Origin of the sequence: Streptomyces sp. YPW6 (assembly GCF_018866325.1) — a bacterium.
Classification (GTDB): Bacteria; Actinomycetota; Actinomycetes; order Streptomycetales; family Streptomycetaceae; genus Streptomyces.
The window spans coordinates 76,814-95,044 of sequence record NZ_CP076457.1 but is presented as its reverse complement, the minus strand read 5'-3'; the positions used below and the strand labels follow the sequence as shown (position 1 = coordinate 95,044).

Genomic DNA, 18,231 nt, shown 5'->3' with positions numbered 1-18,231 from the left:
CCGTCAGCTCTGGTGTCCTGGCCTGGCCGGCTACTGACCGGACAGAGCCAGCACGCGATCCTCCTCGTGCCCGGCCCCGGCGGGCACCGTCACCGACGCCTACCTCACCTGGGCCACCAAGGGCCCAAGGAGCCCGAGGCCGAGGAGGCCGACGAGCCCAAAGAGCCCGAGATCAGCACCGATCCCTACCTCTCCTACCGGTTCATCACCGAACGCAAGAGCGTCACCCGACGCCGCACCAAGAACCGCGCTGATGCCTCCCGCGCGTGGTGGCGGGAACTGGACACACTGGTCCTGGCCCCAGACGAACACGGCACATACGTCCGACCGGCCGTCTTCGACACCCTCAACGATCTTCCAGAGGACCTGCGGCGCAGTCTGCGGATCCGCATCCACGGATTCGACCAGGACGGCAAGGTCATCGACCGCCAGTGGTACACCGCGATCACCCCGCCGCTGCTGAACTGGACCCAGGAACACGACCCGGCCAAAGCCCAGCGCATCGCCGAGTGCTGCCGGGAAGCCGAACAGACCGCCCAACGGCTCGCGACCGTCGCAAAGAAGGCATGGAAGACCGCCACCCACAGCGGCGCCTCCAAGACCACGTGGGCGAACAAGGCCCTAGAGATCGTCTTCAAAGGTCAGATCCAGAGCATGATGGAGGCGATGGTGACGGCCGCCTGGTAGGACTCGCGGGTTTTGTCATAGCGGGTGGCCAGTCCGCGCCACTGCTTGAGGCGGTTGAAGCAGCGCTCGACGACGTTGCGGCGGCGGTAGATGCACCGGTCGAAACCGGGCGGCCGTCCGCCGCGTGTGCTGCGGTTCAGCCGGCCCAGGATCTGGTCGGCGCGTTCGGGGATCGTGTGGGGGATGCCGCGTCGTCGCAGGTAGGCGCGGATCTTTCGAGAGCTGTAGCCCTTGTCGGCGACCACGTGGTCGGGCCGGGAGCGTGGACGCCCGGACCCGACTCTGGGCACGCTGATCGAGTCCATCACCTTCTCGAGGCGGGTGCAGTCGTTGGCGTTGCCGCCCGACAGGACGAAGCCGAGAGGACGGCCGCGCCCGTCGCAGGCCAGGTGGACCTTCGTGCTCAGTCCACCACGGGATCGGCCGAGGGCGTGATCACCCGCTTCGTCCTGTCGACCGCCCTTTTGCCGCCGGCGGCATGCTGGTGGGCCCGAACGATGGTGGAGTCGACCGACACCAGCCAGTCGATGTCCCCGGCCGCGTCCTTCTCCGCCTGGACGGCCCGCAGCATGCGCGAGAACGTCCCGTCCAGCGCCCACCTGCGAAAACGTGTGTACAAGGTCTGCCAGGAGCCATAACGTTCCGGCACATCACGCCAGGCTGATCCGGTCCGCAGCTTCCACACGATGCCGTTCAGTACCAGCCGGTCGTCCGAACGAGGCCGCCCCGCAGTCCCCGAACTCGGCAGCAACCGCGACAGCACAGCCCACTCGGCATCCGAAAGCTCATGACGACGCACCATGACAAGCATGATCCCTCATCACCTGATCACCTTTGAAGACGATCTCTAGCCCGGTACTGGCCGAAGGCCGAGACAGCGTTCTGGCGGCTGCTGGACGAGCCCGAGACAGACGCACCCGCCGCTTTCGCGGCCGCGGCCGCGGCCGCTCTGCGGGAAGTCACCGAAGCCGCCCGGATCCGCCACAACTCCGCAGCCCACGCCGTCGCCCATGCCGTCAAGGGCCTCTACCGCCGGCGGCGGCCCTCAGCACCCCGGAAGACCGCCTGATGCCCACCACCGCCGAACACCGCGCCTCCTGCGACGAGTTCGTCGCCCACATCCACGACCTGTGCGCCGAACCCGGTACCCGCGTCCGCCTCAGCCGGGGGAGAGGCCGACCTGTAGAGGAATGTGCTCCCATGGACCGCTATCTGGCCCGACGTACCGCGCACCGCGCCGGGCGCCGCGCCTACTACACCGTCGCCAGCCTCATCGCGACAGCAGGCCCCCAGACCCACACCCCAGGGGTGCGCCCCGAACCGGAAGACCCTGCCGCCCTCCTGACCACAGGAGAAGACGCCACCGGCACCCTGGGCGCCCCTCTCGTTGTCCCCGCGGAGCCGGCCCCTGCTCCGCCGGAGCCCGACCCCGCCGCATGGTTCGCCCGGCCGAACCTCGGCGCCACTCTCGCCGCCGCCGTCCGCACCGCCGGGCACAGCGCCGGCCGCACCGAAGACACCCTGAGTGTCCTCACCCGCCTGAGCGACGACCAGCTGCACCGCCGCCTGCCCTCCACCGTCACACGACTCCTGAAGGACAACGTCACCCCCGACTGGGGGGTCCTCCTCTACGACCTGGTGCAGCGCCCCTACCAACGTGACCAGGTCGGACTGCGCTGGCGCGACGCCTTCTACCTCGCCACCCCCGAACCCCGGCGCTCCTGATCCTCCCTGCCGCGAGCAGCCCCGCTGCTGCCTGCCGGTACTAACCGGCCAGACACCCCTGGCGCAGGCCACCAGGCGGTTCACGTTCCCGACGTCCGTCCGACCCGGGTCCACCAGCACAGCACGGACAGGCCTCGCCCCCTTCCTTCAGCCCACGACTCCGTACTCCGCGGAGCGTCCCTGCGGCATGCCCGCCACCTCACCGAAAGAGCTCTCCCTTGCACGAGCCGGCCCGCTTTCTCGACCTGCACATCCTGCACCCCGTGACCGCGGCGAACCTCAACCGTGACGTCGACAACGACCCCAAAACCCTCTCCTACGGGAACGCGACGAGGGCCCTCGTTTCCCCCCAGGCGTGGAAGCGCCCCATCCGTCTCAACGTCGAACAGGAACTGGGGGAGCACGCCGTCCGCACCCGCATGGTGCCGCCCCTCGTCGCCCGGAAACTGCAAGAAGCCCAGTGGCCCGAGGACCTTGCCGCGTTCGCCTCCGCGCAGATCGTCCACTCCGCCAAGGGCGGGGGCCTCAAGCACAACGCCAAGGACGGCAACCGCACCCAGGCCATGCTCTACCTCCCCGCCGGCGTCATCGACGACCTCGTCGCCCTGTGCGAAAAGCACCGCACGGAACTGGAGGAAGCCCTCGCCGCCCACACCCCCAAAAAGGAAATCAGCCCGGTCCTGCCCACCAAGGACCTCGCCGCGCACCTGACCAGCCGCACCGCGAGCATCAACCTCTTCGGACGGATGCTCGCCGAACTGCCCGCCGGCCACGTCGAAGCGGCCGTCCAGATGGCCCCCGCCTTCTCCGTCCACCGCAGCGACCCGCAGCCGGACTTCTTCACCGCCGTCGAGGACCTGCCCATGGGAGGCGACAGGGGCAGCGCCCATCTGGAGACCGCGTTCCTCACCACCAGCGTCTTCTACCGGTTCGCGACCATCAACATCACCGACCTGCACCACAACCTCGGAGCCGCCACCCCCGCCGACACCGTCACCAGTCTCGTCGAGCTGTTCGTCCGCCACTTCATCCTCAGCATGCCCGGCGGCAAGAAGACCTCAACCGCCCCCCACACCCTCCCCGACCTCGTCCACTACACCGTCCGCGACCGCCGCTCCGTCTCCTACGGCGCCGCCTTCGAACAGCCCGTCAAAGCCGCTCCCCAGGGCGGCTACACCATCCCCGCCCGCCAGGCGCTCACCGACTACGCCACCACCGTCAGCCGCCTGCTCGGCACCCGCCACCTCATCGCCCACGGCCACACCAGCACCACCAACAAACCCATCAAGACCCTCGGCACCCACCACACCTCCTTCGACGACCTCGCCGCCGCCTGCGCCACCGCAGCAACCACCACCCCGCGGGCCGACCGTGAGCGGGCTCATCCTGCGCCTGGCCGGCCTGCTCCAGTCCTCCGGCGAACGCGGCGTCTTCCACTACCGCGACACCTGCGCCTTCCCCACCCGTTCCCAGCTCATCGGCATGTTCGCCGCCGCCCAGGGCCGCCGTCGTGAACACGCCCTCGACCCCTACCCCACCTGCAGGCACCCGGTGACACCACCGCCCCAGCCACCGCGACCTCACCATCACCATCCGCATCGACCAGCCGGGCATCCTCTACCGCGACTTCCACACCGTCGGCGGCGGCTACCCCCGCGAAGAAGGCATTCTCACCGGCAAAGGAGAGCGCCGCAGCCAGGCCAAGGCCACTCTGGTGTCCCAGCGCGACTACCTCACCGGCGCCGTCTTCACCATCGCCGTCCAGGGGCCCGCCGCGCTCACCGCCTACATCGCCGACACCCTCCAGCGCCCCCGCTTCGGGCTGTTCCTCGGCCGCCGCGCCTGCCTCCCCGACGAACCTCTCGTCCTCAACCCCCACAGCTCCGACTCCGTCACCGAACTCCTCACCCGCACCCCCCTCACCCGCACCCCGGCACTTCCACCCACCGCCGCACACCTCCCCACGACCTTCGTCTGGGAACACCCGCCCCCGGGTGCGGACCCCACCACTCCGCCCGACCGGGAAAGCACCAGCGAACCCGTCAACCTCACCAGCCACGCACGGCGCCACCTGCCCCGCCGCTTGTGGATGACCACCGAACACCTCCCCGCACACCTCCACGCCGGACCCCGGCCGCTCGACACCCTCACCGCGTACATGCACGGAGAACCCGCATGACCAGCCTCACCCGCATCGCCCTCAACCCGCACAACCGGGCAGTCAGAGCCGACCTCGCCGACGTCGACAGCCTCCACAAGACCCTCATGCGCCTGGCCCCCGACCACCACAACAGCCCCACCCCCCGTGCCGCCGCGGGCCTGCTGTTCCGCACCGAGTCCGGGCCCGACCCCACCCTCCTCGTCCAGACGGCCCACGTACCCGACCTCACCGCCCTGCCCGCCGACTACGGCACCGCCCGGACCGTCGACCTGGCCCCTCTGCTGAACTCCCTCACCCCCGGGCGCACCGTCCGCTACCGCATCACCGCCGCCCCCACCGTCGCCCGCTCCGCCGGCAACCCCAACCGCCACCCCGTCACCGGGAAACGCCGCGGCAAGATCACTCACCTCACTGGAGACGACGCCATCACCTGGTGGCAGACCCGCGCGCAAGCCGTCGGACTTCAGCCCGCCAGTGTCTCCGGCCTTCCCAGGCCCTTCCCCCGCACCCGGGTCACCCGCACCTCCCCCCACTTCATCCTCACCCAGTTCGACGGCATCGCCCGCATCACCGACACCACCCTCCTCACCCACGCCCTGACAACCGGCATCGGTAGAGCCAAAAGCTACGGAGCCGGCCTCCTCTCCCTCGCCCTCACCTGAACCCGAACAGAAACCCCTCCCATGTCACCTGCCCCTGACCTGAGCGCCCTGCGCGCCGCCGCCGTGCACCGCCTCTACACCCTCGAGCAGTCAGAACAGCTCACCCGCACCCGGATCACCGGCGTCGCCGACGCCTTCGGCGTCGACCCCCGCACCGTCGACCGCTGGCTCGCACGCGCCCGCGCCAACAACGGCACCTACCAACCCCCCAGCCGCACCAGCTTCACCCTCACCCCGCACATGCTCGACGCGATCGCCCGCTGGCGCGGCAACGCCACCGCCGCGTGGAAGGAACTACGCGCCGACGGCCACCCCGTCCCCTCCCTGCCCACCTTCCACCGCGCCACCAACAGAGCCCTCACTCCCGGCATGCGCGCCGGCCTCCGAGGCGGCGAGAAAGCACGGCGACGCTTCGACGTAGCCGGCGAACGCGACCGCCACCACCGCAACTACGCCTGGGAAACCGACCACGTCGAAGCCAGCGTCAAAGTCCGCGTCGAAGGCCACATCCGCAAACCCTGGATCACCTTCTTCATCGACTGCGCCACCTCAGCCATCTGCGGCCTCGCCATCACACCGCAACGCCCCAGCCGCGAAGCCGTCCTCGTCGCCATCCGCGACGCCGTCCTCATCGACGAACACCACGGCCCCTTCGGAGGCATCCCCACCTACCTGCGCGTCGACGGCGGCAAAGAATTCCTCTGCGCCACCGTCAAGGAAGCCCTCGGCGCCCTGGGCACCGACATCATCGAACTGCCTCCCTTCACCCCCGAAGGCAAACCCAACGTCGAAGCCGTCAACGGCGCCATCAAGATCACCCTGTTCGCCGGCATGCCCGGCTACACCCACGCCCCCACCCTCCGCGGCGGCAAACCCGTCGACCCCGACCAGCCCCTGCTTCCCTTCGAAGAGTTCGTCCGCCTGGTCCTCGCATGGGTCCAGCACTGGAACCACGAGAACACCCCCGCGAGCCTCAACGGCCGCACCCCCCGCGAGGCCTGGGACGCCGACCCCGCCCTCATCGACACCGTCACCACCGAAGCCCTCCACACCTACACCCTGGAACGCCACGGCCGACCCCTGACCATCAACAACGGCGGCGTCCGCTGGCGCAAACGCAACTACATCGCCGACTGGATGCACGGCCGCGTCGGCGAAAAGGTCCACCTTCGCTACCTCCCGCACCACGACCACCGCGTCGAGCTCTACGACCCCCAGACAGGCCGCCACCTCGGCCACGCCGTCATGGCCCAGCAAGCCACCCCCGAACAGGGCCTCAGCCTCAAACGCGCCCGAGCCCGCCAAGCCGACCGCCTGCGCACCAAGCTCCAGAAAGCCGAGAAGAACCGCAACATTCGCTACGCAGCCGCAACCCGGCCCGCCCCACCCGTACCCCTAGACGCGATGCCCGAAGAAGAAGCCCTCGAACACCTACGGAACCTCGACGGATTCGACCCCGCCGCAGAAGCACTCCCCGACCTCATCCAGCTCCCCGAACCCGACACCGGCCTGACCCTGCCCATCAACCCCAACCCCCCGCCACCGACCGACCCCAAGGACCAGCCGTGAGCACCCCCGCCACCCCACCCCGCCCCACCCAGCTCCCACCGCCCAGCCAGGACCACTTCGCCGGACTCACCGGAGCCAACGCCATGGCCACCCGAGGCATGGCCGAGACCGAAGCCCGCATCCTCAAAGCCATCAAGCACAACGCCATCGTCTGCATCCACGGACACGTCGGCCTCGGCAAAACCTTCGCCGTCCACACGATCCTGCGCCGCCGCGCACCCGAAACCACCATCCGGCTGCGCTACAACAGCGGCGCCAACATGAACGAAATCCGCACCCACCTCTGGAGCCGCCTCGGCCTGCCAGGAGAACCACCGCAGGCCGCCGGCCCCTGCGACCAGCAGATCCGCGACGCACTCGAAGCAGAACCCCGCATCCTGCTCATCGACGAAGCACAAGGACTCGGAACGAAACCCCTGGAGTACTTCCGCACCCTCTGGGGCGACGACGCCCGCCGCGCCGCCATCGTCCTCGTCGGCAGCGGCAACACCCGCCAGAAGATCCTCAACAACCCCGCCCTGCACTCCCGGATCCTCGACTGGTACCAGTTCAGCCCGCTCACACCGACCGAGGTCCAGGCCACCATCCCCGCCTACCAGAAGATCTGGGCCACAGCACCACCCGAACTGATCCTGTACGCCGACGACATGGTTGGCCACGGATCATTCCGGAACTGGGCAAGGATCACCCTCCACCTCCACGATGCCCTGGAGGACAACCCGAAACTCACCCTCGACAAAGACCTCGTCCGCTGGGTACTGAGCCGCATCGACCCCACCACCCGCCATACTCCACAACGCAACTGACAGCACCGCAGGTCTTCAACAAGGCGCCTTGGGGCGGATCCCGAACGCTTCTGAGAGGCGATCAGAGAGCCCTGCGGCAGGGACCTCACCAAACCTGAGGGCTCCAATAGCCGTCGGCCCGTCGGTCCAGGTGCTCGGCCAGGTCCCTGAGGACCGCCCCTGAGCTGCTGCCAGCCGAAAGTGATGGTCTCGGCTATCTCCGTGATCTTCGAGCAGATCGCATCTCTCGCTCGGCCTCGGGCGTTGCGCTGCTGGGCCCTCGTGGGGCCCATCCTGAAGATCAAGTGCTGTGTTACCAGGGTGACATGAGTGATGGGGATCAGGGTCGGCCAGAAACGCTACTGTACCTGCGGCCGTCCGCCACCAGCTCAACGCCCCTTTCTACGTAACCGGTTTGTGCAGATTCTCTCTCTGTGTCCGATTCGGTAGAATGCGTGCATGCTGCGGGTCGGCCCGCCAACTGCACCACCTCGTCGAGCTGTTGACCCATGTCGCATGCATGCACTTTTTGTGAGGACATGCATCGTCATCCACCGCAATGAGATACTGATGAGTGGCAGCGGGCTGCGCCGCAGCCGCCGGGGGACGGAGGGGTGCGTTGAGCCGCTGGTACGGGCCTCATGAGCAGTGGCCGGCTCATCAGAAGCCATCGTGGAAGCAGACTCTTCGTGAGGCCCGAGCTGCGGGCTGGCACCTCATGATGATCGAGGGGCACCCCTGGGGGCGTATCTCCTGTGATCCGGGCTTGGGGGATGACGGCTGTACGGAACTGGTCTTCAGCTCCGGCAGGGCGACGGAGACAGTGGCGATCCAGACTCGCGGCAAGATCAAGCGGTGCGACCACGGCGAACTCGAGTCGCAGCAGCAGATCGTCTTTCGCGCATCGGGCCTCCTCGATCAGGCGGACAGCCTTCTGGGTGCCGCTGATCTCTGCCTGCGGGCGGCCGGCAAGACCGCAGAGGTGAGGCACCTCCTCAACAGAGTCGACGCTGTGGCAGATGAGGCGGACAAGCTGCTTGAGCGTGCTCTCGTCGGCGAGGGCGACAGTGCCCGGCTCATCGAAGGGGCATTCGATTCTCTGCCGCAGGGCTATGAACTGGGGTTTCCGCCGTCGCATGAGGATGTTCGGGACCTCATCACGGGTGCTGACGCGCGGGCCGACGAGGCTCGGCAGCTTGGCGATGAGCTGCCTGCGGGAGACCTCGGTGCAGCCCTGAGCGAGAGAATTGCGCAGGTCAGAGCGCGGGCGAGCACCCTTTCAGGGGATCTTGCCCGAGTCTGGAATGCCGAGGATTCTTCCGGCGCTTAATGTGTTGGAGAAGTCCAACATGAGGGTATCGTGGCAGCAGGAAGGAGGGGGTACTTCCATGGAAACGGTCATTCCTCTTGTTGTGCGCAACATCAGTCTCAATGATGACGAGACAGCCAATCAGCTGGCACTACATCTGTCGGACCTGGGGTGGGGGGCGAACGCTGGGCAGGTGGTGGCATCCGTGTACACCACAGATGCCGACCCCGTCGCAGCGGCGGCAGCAGCAGCGGTAGCCATCAAGCGCGCTCTGCCACAAGCACGCATCGAACGCGTCGATGAACAGTTCGTTTCGCTTGCCGACATCGCCGCCCGCACCGGCTTGAGTCACGAAGCCATCCGGCTCTGGACCACAGGCAAGCGGCGGGCTTCGGGCCAGCCCTTCCCGGACGCGCGCGCACACGTTGGCCAGGGGCGCGCCACAAGCAAGATCTGGACCTGGCCGCAGGTGCGCGACTGGCTCAAGGCTCAGTACTGCCTGGATCTCGACCCTGATGTCGCCTACCTATCTCCGCAACAGGTGATGAGCTTGAACGCACTCCTGGCCCAGCCGCCACAAGAGCGCTGGCAACCCGTCGCCCAGGCCGGCGTCACGCGTACTCTCGCTCAAGTCGACGCCGCTCTTGAAGAGGGCTCGGCGGCTCGCTCCATCAGCAAGCGTTTCGCTGTTCAAGGCCCGCCATCATGAGCTTTACAGGCACGACCACGGAAGACGACGCCCAGGGCCCGGACCTGCAGCAGCAAGTAGCCGACTTGAACAGCCGGCTACATCTGACCGATGTGCGAGTGCAGCGTCTGGAAGCCGAAGCCCATCAGGACCCACCCTTTGACGTCCACCGCATCCAGATCCACATGTCGGCCAGCGAGGTACTCCTGGAGCCCCCGCGCTTTGCTGCACGCTTCAGCCAGACAGTCGAGCTGCAGGACAGCGAGGAAACAACGCTGGCGCACGTAGAGGTGGCCGTGGTCGTCGACTACACCCTGGATGACGGCCCGCTTCCTTCCGGGGAGGCGGTGACGGCATACGTAGAGAACAACAGCTACTTTGCTGCTCACCCCTATCTTCGCGAAACGCTGCAGAGCGCCACCCTGAGACTCGGGCTCGAACCCGTAGTCCTAGGTGTCCTCGGGCGAGGACAGCCCCGGCCTACAGAGATCAACATGGTCCGTCGAGTACCCGTTTCCATGAGCGAAGAAATGGACTGAGCACGGCCGCCGTCATCATCTCCCAGACCACCGCGAGAATGCGGGCGAGGTGCATCGTCTTCGCGCCACCTCGGACCAGTTCCTGTGCCCAGACCCAGCTGGCGATCGAGCCGTCAGGGTCGTGGCCGGCCTTCCGGCCGACCGTCTGGGCGAGGGATCGCAGACGCCGGGCCTCAAGCCTTCCTGCAGGCCGCCCGGGCGGCCATCGCGGCGGATCCGGGGGGCGTGGCGGTGAGGATGACTGACAGAGTCGGACAAGGACAGTCTCCCCGGCGCGGTCTGCGATGCCCGGGAGCCTAAGGGTTTCGCCTGCTCGTGCCTCGGACCGCCAGGGCCCACCGAGGGCGAGCTGCAGCAGGGACGACGGGTCCACCTCCGTCGCCGTCTGAGTTTCGATGCTCGTGGACCAGCCAAGGTGCTCTTTGCGCCGCTTTTCGTGATCGGTCCTTCTCCCGGCAGGCTGCGCGGCATGATCGCAAGAGTTGCTCTGGGTGTGTCACCGAACGGTGGCTGAGTGGGGGGAAGGCGAGCGTGAGCGTGAATGGGTTCCGGTTCAACCCGCCGCCGAACTGGCTGTTGCCCGAAGGATGGGTTCCCTCGGACGGCTGGCAGCCTGATCCCTCGTGGCCACCGCCCCCGCCGGGCTGGCAGTTGTGGCTGGCTGACTCCCCCGACGCCGCTCCGGTGACCGGTGCCATCCCTCACCAGTCCGCACCTCAGCCCGAGGCTCCTGCCGGCCGGAAGCGGGGCTGGTTCGGCCGCAGGCGACAGACTGAGGCAAGCGAGCTCGAAGAGCTGAGGGCATGGATCGCGCAGGCCCACGGCGCGGACGCCGCACAGGTTGCCGTGCTGGTGCACCGGACACGTCATGAGGCGGCCGCGCTGCTGACCCAGGCCCGGGCACAGGCCGAAGGCATCGTCGAGGAAGCACGCCAAACTGTCAAAGACGTCAAGAGGGAAGCCAAGCAGGTCGCCAAAGACGCCGAGACAACTCGCAAGGAAACCGAGCGGCAGCGCAGTGAGATCTACCAGGCCGAAACCCGTCTGACCGAACTGCAAGCTCAGATCGTCACCACCGACGAGACGGTCCTTCTCCAGCAGGCAGGGATCTACGCCTACCGGCACCAGTTGCACGACGCTGTCGCCTACCGCAGCCGCCTGGATTCCCTCAAGGCCGAGATCAAGGATCTCGCACGCAACAATCAGGCGGTCCTGGCAGCTACGGACTGGACCGTCAACGGCTCTGCGCGCGAGGGCCGGAAGATGATCCGCGACTTCTCCAAACTAATGCTGCGCGCCTACAACGCAGAAGCTGACTACGCGGTACGCACCATGCGCCCCCACCGCCTCACCTCACTGGTCGACCGCCTCTACAAGAGCCGGGAGACCATCGCCAAGCTCGGCGCCACCATGCACATCCGGATCTCCGACGCGTATCACGACGCCCGCGTCCGCGAACTGCAGCTGACGGCCGACTTCCTGCAGAAGAAGGACGAGGAGAAGGAAGCCCAGCGCGAGACGAGAGCCCGCGAACGCGAGGAAGCTGCAGCCCAGCGTGAACTGGACCGTGAGCGAGAGAAACTCAACAAGGAACTCAACCACTACGAGGCTGCCCTCGAACGTCTCCGCTCCCAGGGCAACCACGACGCGGTGCGCGACATGGAATCCAAACTCGCCGAGATCCAGCAGGCACTCCAGGACGTCGACGCACGAGCGGCGAACATCCGCACCGGCTACGTCTACGTCGTTTCCAACATCGGCGCCTTCGGCGACACCATCGTCAAGATCGGCATGACCCGGCGTCTTGAACCCCTCGACCGCGTCTACGAACTCAGCGGCGCCGCCGTCCCCTTCCGCTTCGACGTCCACGCCCTGATCTTCAGCAAGGACGCCGTCGGCCTGGAAACCCGCCTCCACCAAGAATTCGCCGACCGGCGCGTCAACCGCGTCAACAGCAGGAAAGAGTTCTTCTACGTCACCCCCACCGAAGTACGTACCGCGCTGGAGCGCTTCGCAGGGGAACACCTGGTGGAGTTCAGCGAGACCCCGCAAGCACTCGAGTGGCGCGCCAGCAAGACAGGCTGATGCATCACGGCGCAATCACTGCCGGTAAGCCGGGCGAGCACGTGGCCTTCTGGCAGAGCCGGGCGGCGACAGGCGGCTGCACTCCGCGCTGAAGGCGGCGCAGCCTGCCCCAGACGGGCTACGTGTGAAAGTCGCGGTCCACGACGTTGTGAAACCAAGGTCACCTCTTCAACTGCGCCGACACGAGCCACCTCGACGCCCCCCGGGGGCTCCGTTGCACTCGTTCCGGCTGAAAGTCAATGACACCGTGTGCTGGGCACCGGTCTGACCGATGTCAGTGCACGGGAGTAGCGTCGGCGCATGTACATGAAGGCGGAGCCTGACGAGGCGTGGGAGAAGCTGCGTGTGAGCCGGGCGAACCCGCCCGGCAAGGCCGGCAGCGGAGCACGCCGGAAAACGTATGCTGCGGCACTGGAACAAGCAGAGCAGATGTTCCGCGCGGCCGCCGTGGTAGGCCCCGCCACTCGCCCCCTGCAGGTTTTCTACGGCCTGAGCCAGGCCGGCCGGGCCATCGCCGCCGCGGCGGTCGACCTCAAGGGCGAGGACTGGCGCCTCGACGGTCACGGCATCAAGGCCAGCGGCTTCGACAAGCCCTTCGCCGACATCGAGATCCGCACCGACCCCGCGACGTCGCGGAGCAGTTTCGTGCGGCTGAGCCAGCTCCTTGACTCCCCGGTCTGGGGCAGGGACCCGGTACGCCTCGAAGACCTCTGGGACATGCTGCCGGTCAACCGCGAGTACCCGCTCACAGACCGGAACCGGCACCCCACCCTGTACACGGACGACCGCAGCATCCACGGCGACCCCCACCCTCTGCTGCACGTCCCCGTCTGCGACATCCCCGACTGGGTCATCGACGACGGCAGCCGCAAGACGGTGAACGCGTTCTTCGCGAAGTACCCGGGCCTCGCCCAGCACCACGAGTACGTCCGCCGGACACCCCGCCCCGACGGGCCCCCCGACTTCACCCGCTACGACCACGGCGGCGGCGAACTCCGGGTGAGCTGGCTCATGCCCCAGGGCAACGCACTCGTCGAGGAGCGCCGTGAACACCTGCGTGGCCTCTCCCGCAGCCACGGAGACTCGCGCTGGTTCCTCCCGGCGATCGAACCGACAGGACGACAACCGCATTTACTGATGGTGTGGTGGTCGGTGGTGTACACGCTCTCCATGCTCGCCCGCTACGACCCAGCCGCCTGGGCCGGACTCATCAGCGTGGACGGCAGCCACCACGCCGTCCCCATCGAAGGCGTACTTAAGCGCGCCATCAGTTTCCTTCCCGGCCTCATTGTCCGCACCGTCGAAGAAGTTTCAGGCTGACTGCCGCAGACAGCGAACCCGTCTGCCGCAGTCAGCACCCGCTCAGACAGAAGCGATCCATCCCATGACCTCGTACGCCTTCAGACTGTCCTACACGCAGATCAGCTGCTCGGGATGCGGTATCAGCCGCATCCGGGGAATCATCTGCCCCGACTGCGGCCACCGTCCCCAGCCGTGGGAGATCGACACGGCCGGCCGAGCACGCCGCGAGGCCGCTGCCGAGGCGCGGAAGCTGCTGACGCAGCCCGTCGCCCCACTGCCCACCGGCCCGCTCGGAGTCCCAGAGACCCTGCACGCCGATCTGTTCCAGCGCCTCGCAACATGGCACAGCGGCTTCTTCACAGCCGTAGCAGAGGCAGCACAGGCTACCGAGTGCGGAGCGCCAGACCTCAAAGCCTGCGTCGCCGAGTTCACCGAACTGCGTACCTTGGTCCACAACACGGACGCCAGACGCCCACTGACAGTACGGCTCACCATCCTGCGTGAGCTTGTCGCCGAGCTGACCTCGATGATCGACGCCTACCTTGCCGCACTGCTGGCCGCCACCCCGCTCGAGGCACAGAAACACGGCACACACGCCCAAAGCCACCTCGACCGCGCCGCGGGCCTCATCAAGACCGCCAACGACGCTGCGGACGGAGCGGAACTTTTCTTTGCCGAGCGGGACACCGCGCGGATCCAGACCATCCTGCTGGCTCGCGCACTACGCACCTTCGAGGTTCCCGATCTGCTGGCCCTGGACGCAGCAGCCCGGGACCAGCTGCAGGACATCACATCCTCACGCGGCGTCAACGGCTCCGGAGTCATGCTCGCCGTCGGGCAGGTACTGGCCCAGAGCATCTTCGACCCAGACCGCTTTTGTGAGGTCATCCGCCTCGCCTACGACGTGTTCCGCTCCAACCCCCAGGTTCTGCGCGCACTCGCACAAGAACCGGTCTTCGAAGGTGACTTCAAGCGGGCCCTGCACGAACTGTTCGACGGCACGATGGAAGCCGTCCATGCCGTCGACCATGCCACACACTCCCGACAGGCGGGCCGAGCCCTGCTCAGCATCGCCCTGGCACAGGTCGAAGGGCCAGGTCAGGTCATCGCCACCGCCCTCCTGCTGGCCTGCGGCCGCAAGACAGCCGCATACAGGGACCTGCGGCACAAGAACGCCACCGAGCTCATCACCGCAGCACAACAGGAGCCGAGCCTTCACGGCCTCCTCGACGGGCTGGACAACGACCTGCGCACCGGCCGCGCCCACGCCCTGGTCCACTACGACGACACCGGCATAGTGATCGAGCGGAAGAAGAGCACCCGCACCATCGCGTGGCGCGATGTCATCGACGGCGTCTTCCAGGGCTATGAAAGCATCCACGCCTGCCAACTAGCGCTGTGGCAGGCCATGGGCGAGCTGGGATACACCAACTTCGCCACCGAAGACCTGTGGCAGACGCTGGGCCTCACCCCCGAGCAGATGATCACCATCATGCTGGAGAACTCGAGCTACCAGGACGTCGCTGTCACACCAGGGGAGAGGCACTGGACGGTGGAGGCCCGGACAGAATCTGCTCCGACGCTCTCCGTCCATGCAGCTCTCATCCGCACCTACCTGCCACGCCACGTGGACAAGCTCACTTTCACCGTGCACCAGAAGGACGGAGTCCACACCCTGTCCGGCCCCCTTGCTCCCTGGCACGCGTTCACGACAGCACCCCAGGACAGCGAGGCGAAGATGATGGCCTATCTTCGTGCCCAGCTCTCATGGACGTACGACAACACCCCCGTCCTGTCCACCGATCACGTGCGCCGGTGGACCGCCCTGCAGGCCGCGCAAACCATGAACCAGACGCCCGCGGAAGCCATCACCCGTCTGCGCGCCTTCCGTGACCTGGCACGGTTCGCAAGTGATGACGAGCTCGTCTGGGCGCTCACCGGAGTCATCCGGTACAAGCGGCTCGGCAGGACAGCCAAGGCGACAGCAGAGCTGTCCCGGATGCAGTCCTGGTGCAGCCTTCTGGCACTGCTTCCCGAAGGGCGCTGAACCCGCGAAAGCACAGGAGAGCAGCCGCAGGCCCGCAGATCTGCGTAGTGGACCCACGCCCGGGTCGAGTCCCCGCCAGGAGCGGCGCTGCCGGCCCTTCGCTGCGCATTTCCTGGCCCAGGAGGCGGCCAATGGACCGGGAACCCTCTCCGAGCCACTGTCCGAAGCAGGGGGAAGCCGCAGACCGGGACGGCTCCTGGTTCAGGTACTGCACGGGGAGGCGTACGTTCGGCAGGGTCCCGGTCGGACCGCCCCACTTCACGCCGGGGACGCGGCGGTCGCTTCCTCGTTCTCCTTGATGGTCCGGCCCTGGTCGTCCTTCCATTCCGTCCGGCCGTTCTTGCTGCCGCCGGCCAGCACGCTGGCAGCACTGGAGGGACTGTCGAAGATGAAGGTTCTGGCCAGCCGGTACTGCCGGTCGTTGACGCTCACCAGAATGCCTTCGGCGACGAGCTCTTCACGTATTCTCTGGTAGCCCGCAACCATGACCTTCGTTTCCTTGCGGGCGAGTGCACCTGCGAGGACGGCGAAGCCCCGTGAGTCGCTGTATCCCTCGGCTTCGGTCAGCTGGGTCGTCAAGCGGTAGCGCTGGCCGGCGATCCGCGCCTGATCGTTCTTCGTCACCTGCGCCGCCGTGGACGCGGCGGGCTCGTCGTAGATTTCGAACGCTGTGACCCCCAGAAGCGGAAGCAGGATCAGCGCCTCGTCGAGGTAGGCCTCCATGTCCGACGTCTCCGGCTCGGACAGCCTGCCCAGGGCTGCTGGGTTGGTCGCGTTCTCGACCCCCGCGATCTGCGCCGTTTGGGCCATGGCGATCAGACGCGCCTCCAGGTACCTGATGTGCGCCTTGTTCAGGGAGTCGTCCTTCGTTGTCAGGACGAAGGCGCTGGACCAGAAGTCCTTCTCCCTGACGTGCGCATCGAGCCGGATCCGCACCTCTTCTCCCTCGCCGATGTAGATTCTCACCGGCCGCGCTCCCTGGGGATCGGCCCCCACCAGCACGTAGACGCCGGAGCGCTGGAGCTCAGCGCGGTGGCGAGCACGGTCGTAGTCGGAGCGCGAGAAACTCAGGCAGCAGCCGGTCCAGCCGATGCGCTCGACCAGCCTCATCCCCTGAGGAGTCCCATCGATGAGGAAGATACGGATACTGGCCCCACGCTGCTGATCGACCATGACACCCTTGCCGTAGAGAGCCGCGGCGCCCGCCTGGAGAAGCAAACCACCACCGACTGCGTTCCAATGGAGAGAAGATCATAAGACCGTGAGCGCGACAGGCGGCTCGCGACGGCACGGCGCCTTCCTTCCGAGCCGCCCAATCCATGCCTTTCTGTCCCCTTTGTCCAAGTTGCAGTGAAGGCAGGCCGGCACCAGGCTCCCGAATCCGTCTCTTCCGCCTGGAGAAATGGGCACAACATGCTCCTGCTGCACAGAGCCAGGGGAACCGCTCGCGTCCCATGCCCGCGACCGGAAGTGGTTGCCGCCTGCCGTCGATACTTCGGGCCGGACTACACCAAGGGTGGCAAGGACTGCGACGAGTACCCCTTCGCCACCACATATGAGGGATCGGCGCAGGCGGACCATGACCCGTTCGCGGAGAAGCTGAACTACTCCGCGATGCCGGTCAACGCCCGGCAGAGCCAGGATGCCGGCATCCTGCTGGGCCAGTTCATGACCAAAAACCGGATCGTCGACGGCCCTGAAGGCGGACTCATCGTCAAAATCACCTCATAGGTGGTGAGCTGTCCAGTGGGCGGGGGCCGGCCTGCCGGTCTCCGCCCACTGGCGTTCACACGCCGGCTGGCCAGAACTGCGCCAGGTGGCGCTCTACACCCTCGGGAACGCCCTCGCGGGCCAGGGGTCGTACGTCGTCGCGTCCACGGCAGCGCGCTCGTACGCTCCATTGCCCGCCGTGATCCGACAAGTGTCTGTGCAGCCCGCCGTGGAAGATGGCGACGGCGCTCGGACTTCCTCTGCCGTGGGAGCAGGCTCGGTTGCCTCGGAGAGGCGAGGGATGCCCGGTCCGCCGGGGCACTCTGGGTGCGACCGGCAGGCGCCCGTCCGCAGGCCCGTCCGGAGTCGTCGAGCGCCAACTGTGATGCATGTCACGGGGGTTGCCCGACGGGGCCTGGCCCGCCCTTGCTCCGTTTGCGGGCAAAGCATGCAGATCGAGGCATGAGGCCCTTCCTGGCAGGGTGCTGGACACGCTGCGGAGTCACCCGGGAGGGAAATTCACGCACCGCAACCGAAATGTTGCGCTCGCAACGTTTGCATTATTCCCATAATCCCGTGCGTACGGAACGGATGTGAGGGTTCCGGATTAAGAGAACGTCGTGTCAACTCAGATTGACCAATCCGCGCTGCTGAGCAGGAAATCCGGCAGGGGCTGATCACAGCTGCTCAAAATGCGGAACGAACCGTCATGTAGAGGGCCTAGATTCAACCATTCATCGAGCCCTGATATGACAGCAGTCCGGTCCGAACTGGGCCTGATTGCACACCTGTTGCATGCGGGACGCTTTCCCATCCTGGGAACTTTTCCCAGGGGGGAGGGAACGGTCGTGAAGCCGTCCATCGCGCAGCTAATGTGTGGAATGACAGCGCGCAGCCGAGTAATGGCACGCTGTGCGCAGGTGGTCCCGGGATTGCAGCCCGAGACCACCCGGCAGGCCATC

The 18,231-nt window shown here is 67.0% G+C and carries 16 protein-coding genes and 2 pseudogenes; 15 read left to right on the top strand and 3 right to left on the bottom strand.

What is annotated here, in order from left to right:
- Window positions 1-12: 12 nt before the first annotated feature.
- Window positions 13-687, top strand: a complete 675-nt coding sequence (locus tag KME66_RS00410; RefSeq protein ID WP_216317752.1) for a type I-E CRISPR-associated protein Cse1/CasA — start codon at window positions 13-15, stop codon at window positions 685-687.
- Here the strand turns inward: KME66_RS00410 and KME66_RS00405 are convergent.
- Window positions 642-1,489, bottom strand: a protein-coding gene (locus KME66_RS00405) for an IS5 family transposase (protein ID WP_253208180.1) whose coding sequence is annotated in 2 segments (ribosomal slippage) — window positions 642-1,142 and window positions 1,145-1,489 — 846 coding nt in all. Because the reading frame shifts where the segments join, the coding sequence is not laid out codon by codon here. The genes KME66_RS00410 and KME66_RS00405 overlap by 46 nt on opposite strands.
- A gap of 266 nt (window positions 1,490-1,755) precedes the next feature.
- Between KME66_RS00405 and casB the strand changes: the two genes are divergently transcribed.
- The 13 genes and pseudogenes from casB (at window position 1,756) to KME66_RS00345 (ending at window position 15,559) form a co-directional block, all read left to right on the top strand.
- On the top strand, window positions 1,756-2,412 hold the full coding sequence (casB, locus tag KME66_RS00400; protein ID WP_216317750.1) for a type I-E CRISPR-associated protein Cse2/CasB: 657 nt from the start codon (window positions 1,756-1,758) through the stop codon (window positions 2,410-2,412).
- Between the two features lie 218 nt (window positions 2,413-2,630).
- Window positions 2,631-3,728 (top strand): annotated as a pseudogene (gene cas7e / locus KME66_RS00395) (type I-E CRISPR-associated protein Cas7/Cse4/CasC); the annotation flags it as partial.
- 55 nt (window positions 3,729-3,783) lie between these two features.
- Window positions 3,784-3,873: pseudogene (locus KME66_RS33710) on the top strand (type I-E CRISPR-associated protein Cas5/CasD); the annotation flags it as partial.
- Window positions 3,874-3,997: 124 nt separating this feature from the next.
- Window positions 3,998-4,591, top strand: a complete 594-nt coding sequence (cas5e, locus tag KME66_RS00390; protein ID WP_367303638.1) for a type I-E CRISPR-associated protein Cas5/CasD — start codon at window positions 3,998-4,000, stop codon at window positions 4,589-4,591.
- Window positions 4,588-5,235, top strand: coding sequence for a type I-E CRISPR-associated protein Cas6/Cse3/CasE (gene cas6e / locus KME66_RS00385; RefSeq protein WP_216317748.1), 648 nt, complete (start codon window positions 4,588-4,590; stop codon window positions 5,233-5,235). The genes cas5e and cas6e overlap by 4 nt, the downstream gene beginning before the upstream one ends.
- A gap of 21 nt (window positions 5,236-5,256) precedes the next feature.
- A complete protein-coding gene (locus KME66_RS00380; protein ID WP_216317745.1) occupies window positions 5,257-6,804 on the top strand; it encodes a Mu transposase C-terminal domain-containing protein in 1,548 nt (515 codons plus the stop codon).
- Window positions 6,801-7,610: an AAA family ATPase gene (locus KME66_RS00375; protein WP_216317743.1), complete on the top strand. Its 810-nt coding sequence runs from the start codon at window positions 6,801-6,803 to the stop codon at window positions 7,608-7,610. The genes KME66_RS00380 and KME66_RS00375 overlap by 4 nt, the downstream gene beginning before the upstream one ends.
- 802 nt (window positions 7,611-8,412) lie before the next feature.
- Window positions 8,413-8,919, top strand: a complete 507-nt coding sequence (locus KME66_RS00370) for a hypothetical protein (RefSeq protein WP_216317741.1) — start codon at window positions 8,413-8,415, stop codon at window positions 8,917-8,919.
- Window positions 8,920-8,977: 58 nt separating this feature from the next.
- Window positions 8,978-9,607, top strand: a complete 630-nt coding sequence (locus tag KME66_RS00365; RefSeq protein ID WP_216317739.1) for a hypothetical protein — start codon at window positions 8,978-8,980, stop codon at window positions 9,605-9,607.
- Complete coding sequence (locus KME66_RS00360; protein ID WP_216317737.1) at window positions 9,604-10,125, top strand: hypothetical protein; 522 nt, start codon at window positions 9,604-9,606, stop codon at window positions 10,123-10,125. Before KME66_RS00365 ends, KME66_RS00360 begins: the two co-directional genes overlap by 4 nt.
- A gap of 531 nt (window positions 10,126-10,656) precedes the next feature.
- Window positions 10,657-12,210 (top strand): DUF4041 domain-containing protein, encoded by a 1,554-nt coding sequence (locus KME66_RS00355; RefSeq protein ID WP_216317735.1) that lies wholly within the window; start codon window positions 10,657-10,659, stop codon window positions 12,208-12,210.
- Between the two features lie 300 nt (window positions 12,211-12,510).
- Window positions 12,511-13,530, top strand: coding sequence for a hypothetical protein (locus KME66_RS00350; RefSeq protein ID WP_216317732.1), 1,020 nt, complete (start codon window positions 12,511-12,513; stop codon window positions 13,528-13,530).
- A gap of 64 nt (window positions 13,531-13,594) precedes the next feature.
- Complete coding sequence (locus tag KME66_RS00345) at window positions 13,595-15,559, top strand: hypothetical protein (protein WP_216317730.1); 1,965 nt, start codon at window positions 13,595-13,597, stop codon at window positions 15,557-15,559.
- A gap of 258 nt (window positions 15,560-15,817) precedes the next feature.
- Here KME66_RS00345 and KME66_RS00340 read toward each other — a convergent pair whose 3' ends face one another.
- Entirely contained in the window at window positions 15,818-16,732 is a 915-nt protein-coding gene (locus tag KME66_RS00340; RefSeq protein WP_216317728.1) for a GIY-YIG nuclease family protein, read from the bottom strand.
- A 78-nt stretch (window positions 16,733-16,810) separates the two neighbouring features.
- Window positions 16,811-16,969 carry an HNH endonuclease gene (locus tag KME66_RS34505; protein WP_216317725.1) on the bottom strand — a complete coding sequence of 53 codons (159 nt, stop codon included), beginning with the start codon at window positions 16,967-16,969 and terminating at the stop codon, window positions 16,811-16,813.
- A gap of 3 nt (window positions 16,970-16,972) precedes the next feature.
- On the opposite strand from KME66_RS34505, the gene KME66_RS00330 reads away from it, so the two are divergent.
- A complete protein-coding gene (locus KME66_RS00330) occupies window positions 16,973-17,290 on the top strand; it encodes a hypothetical protein (protein ID WP_216317723.1) in 318 nt (105 codons plus the stop codon).
- Window positions 17,291-18,231 lie beyond the last annotated feature (941 nt).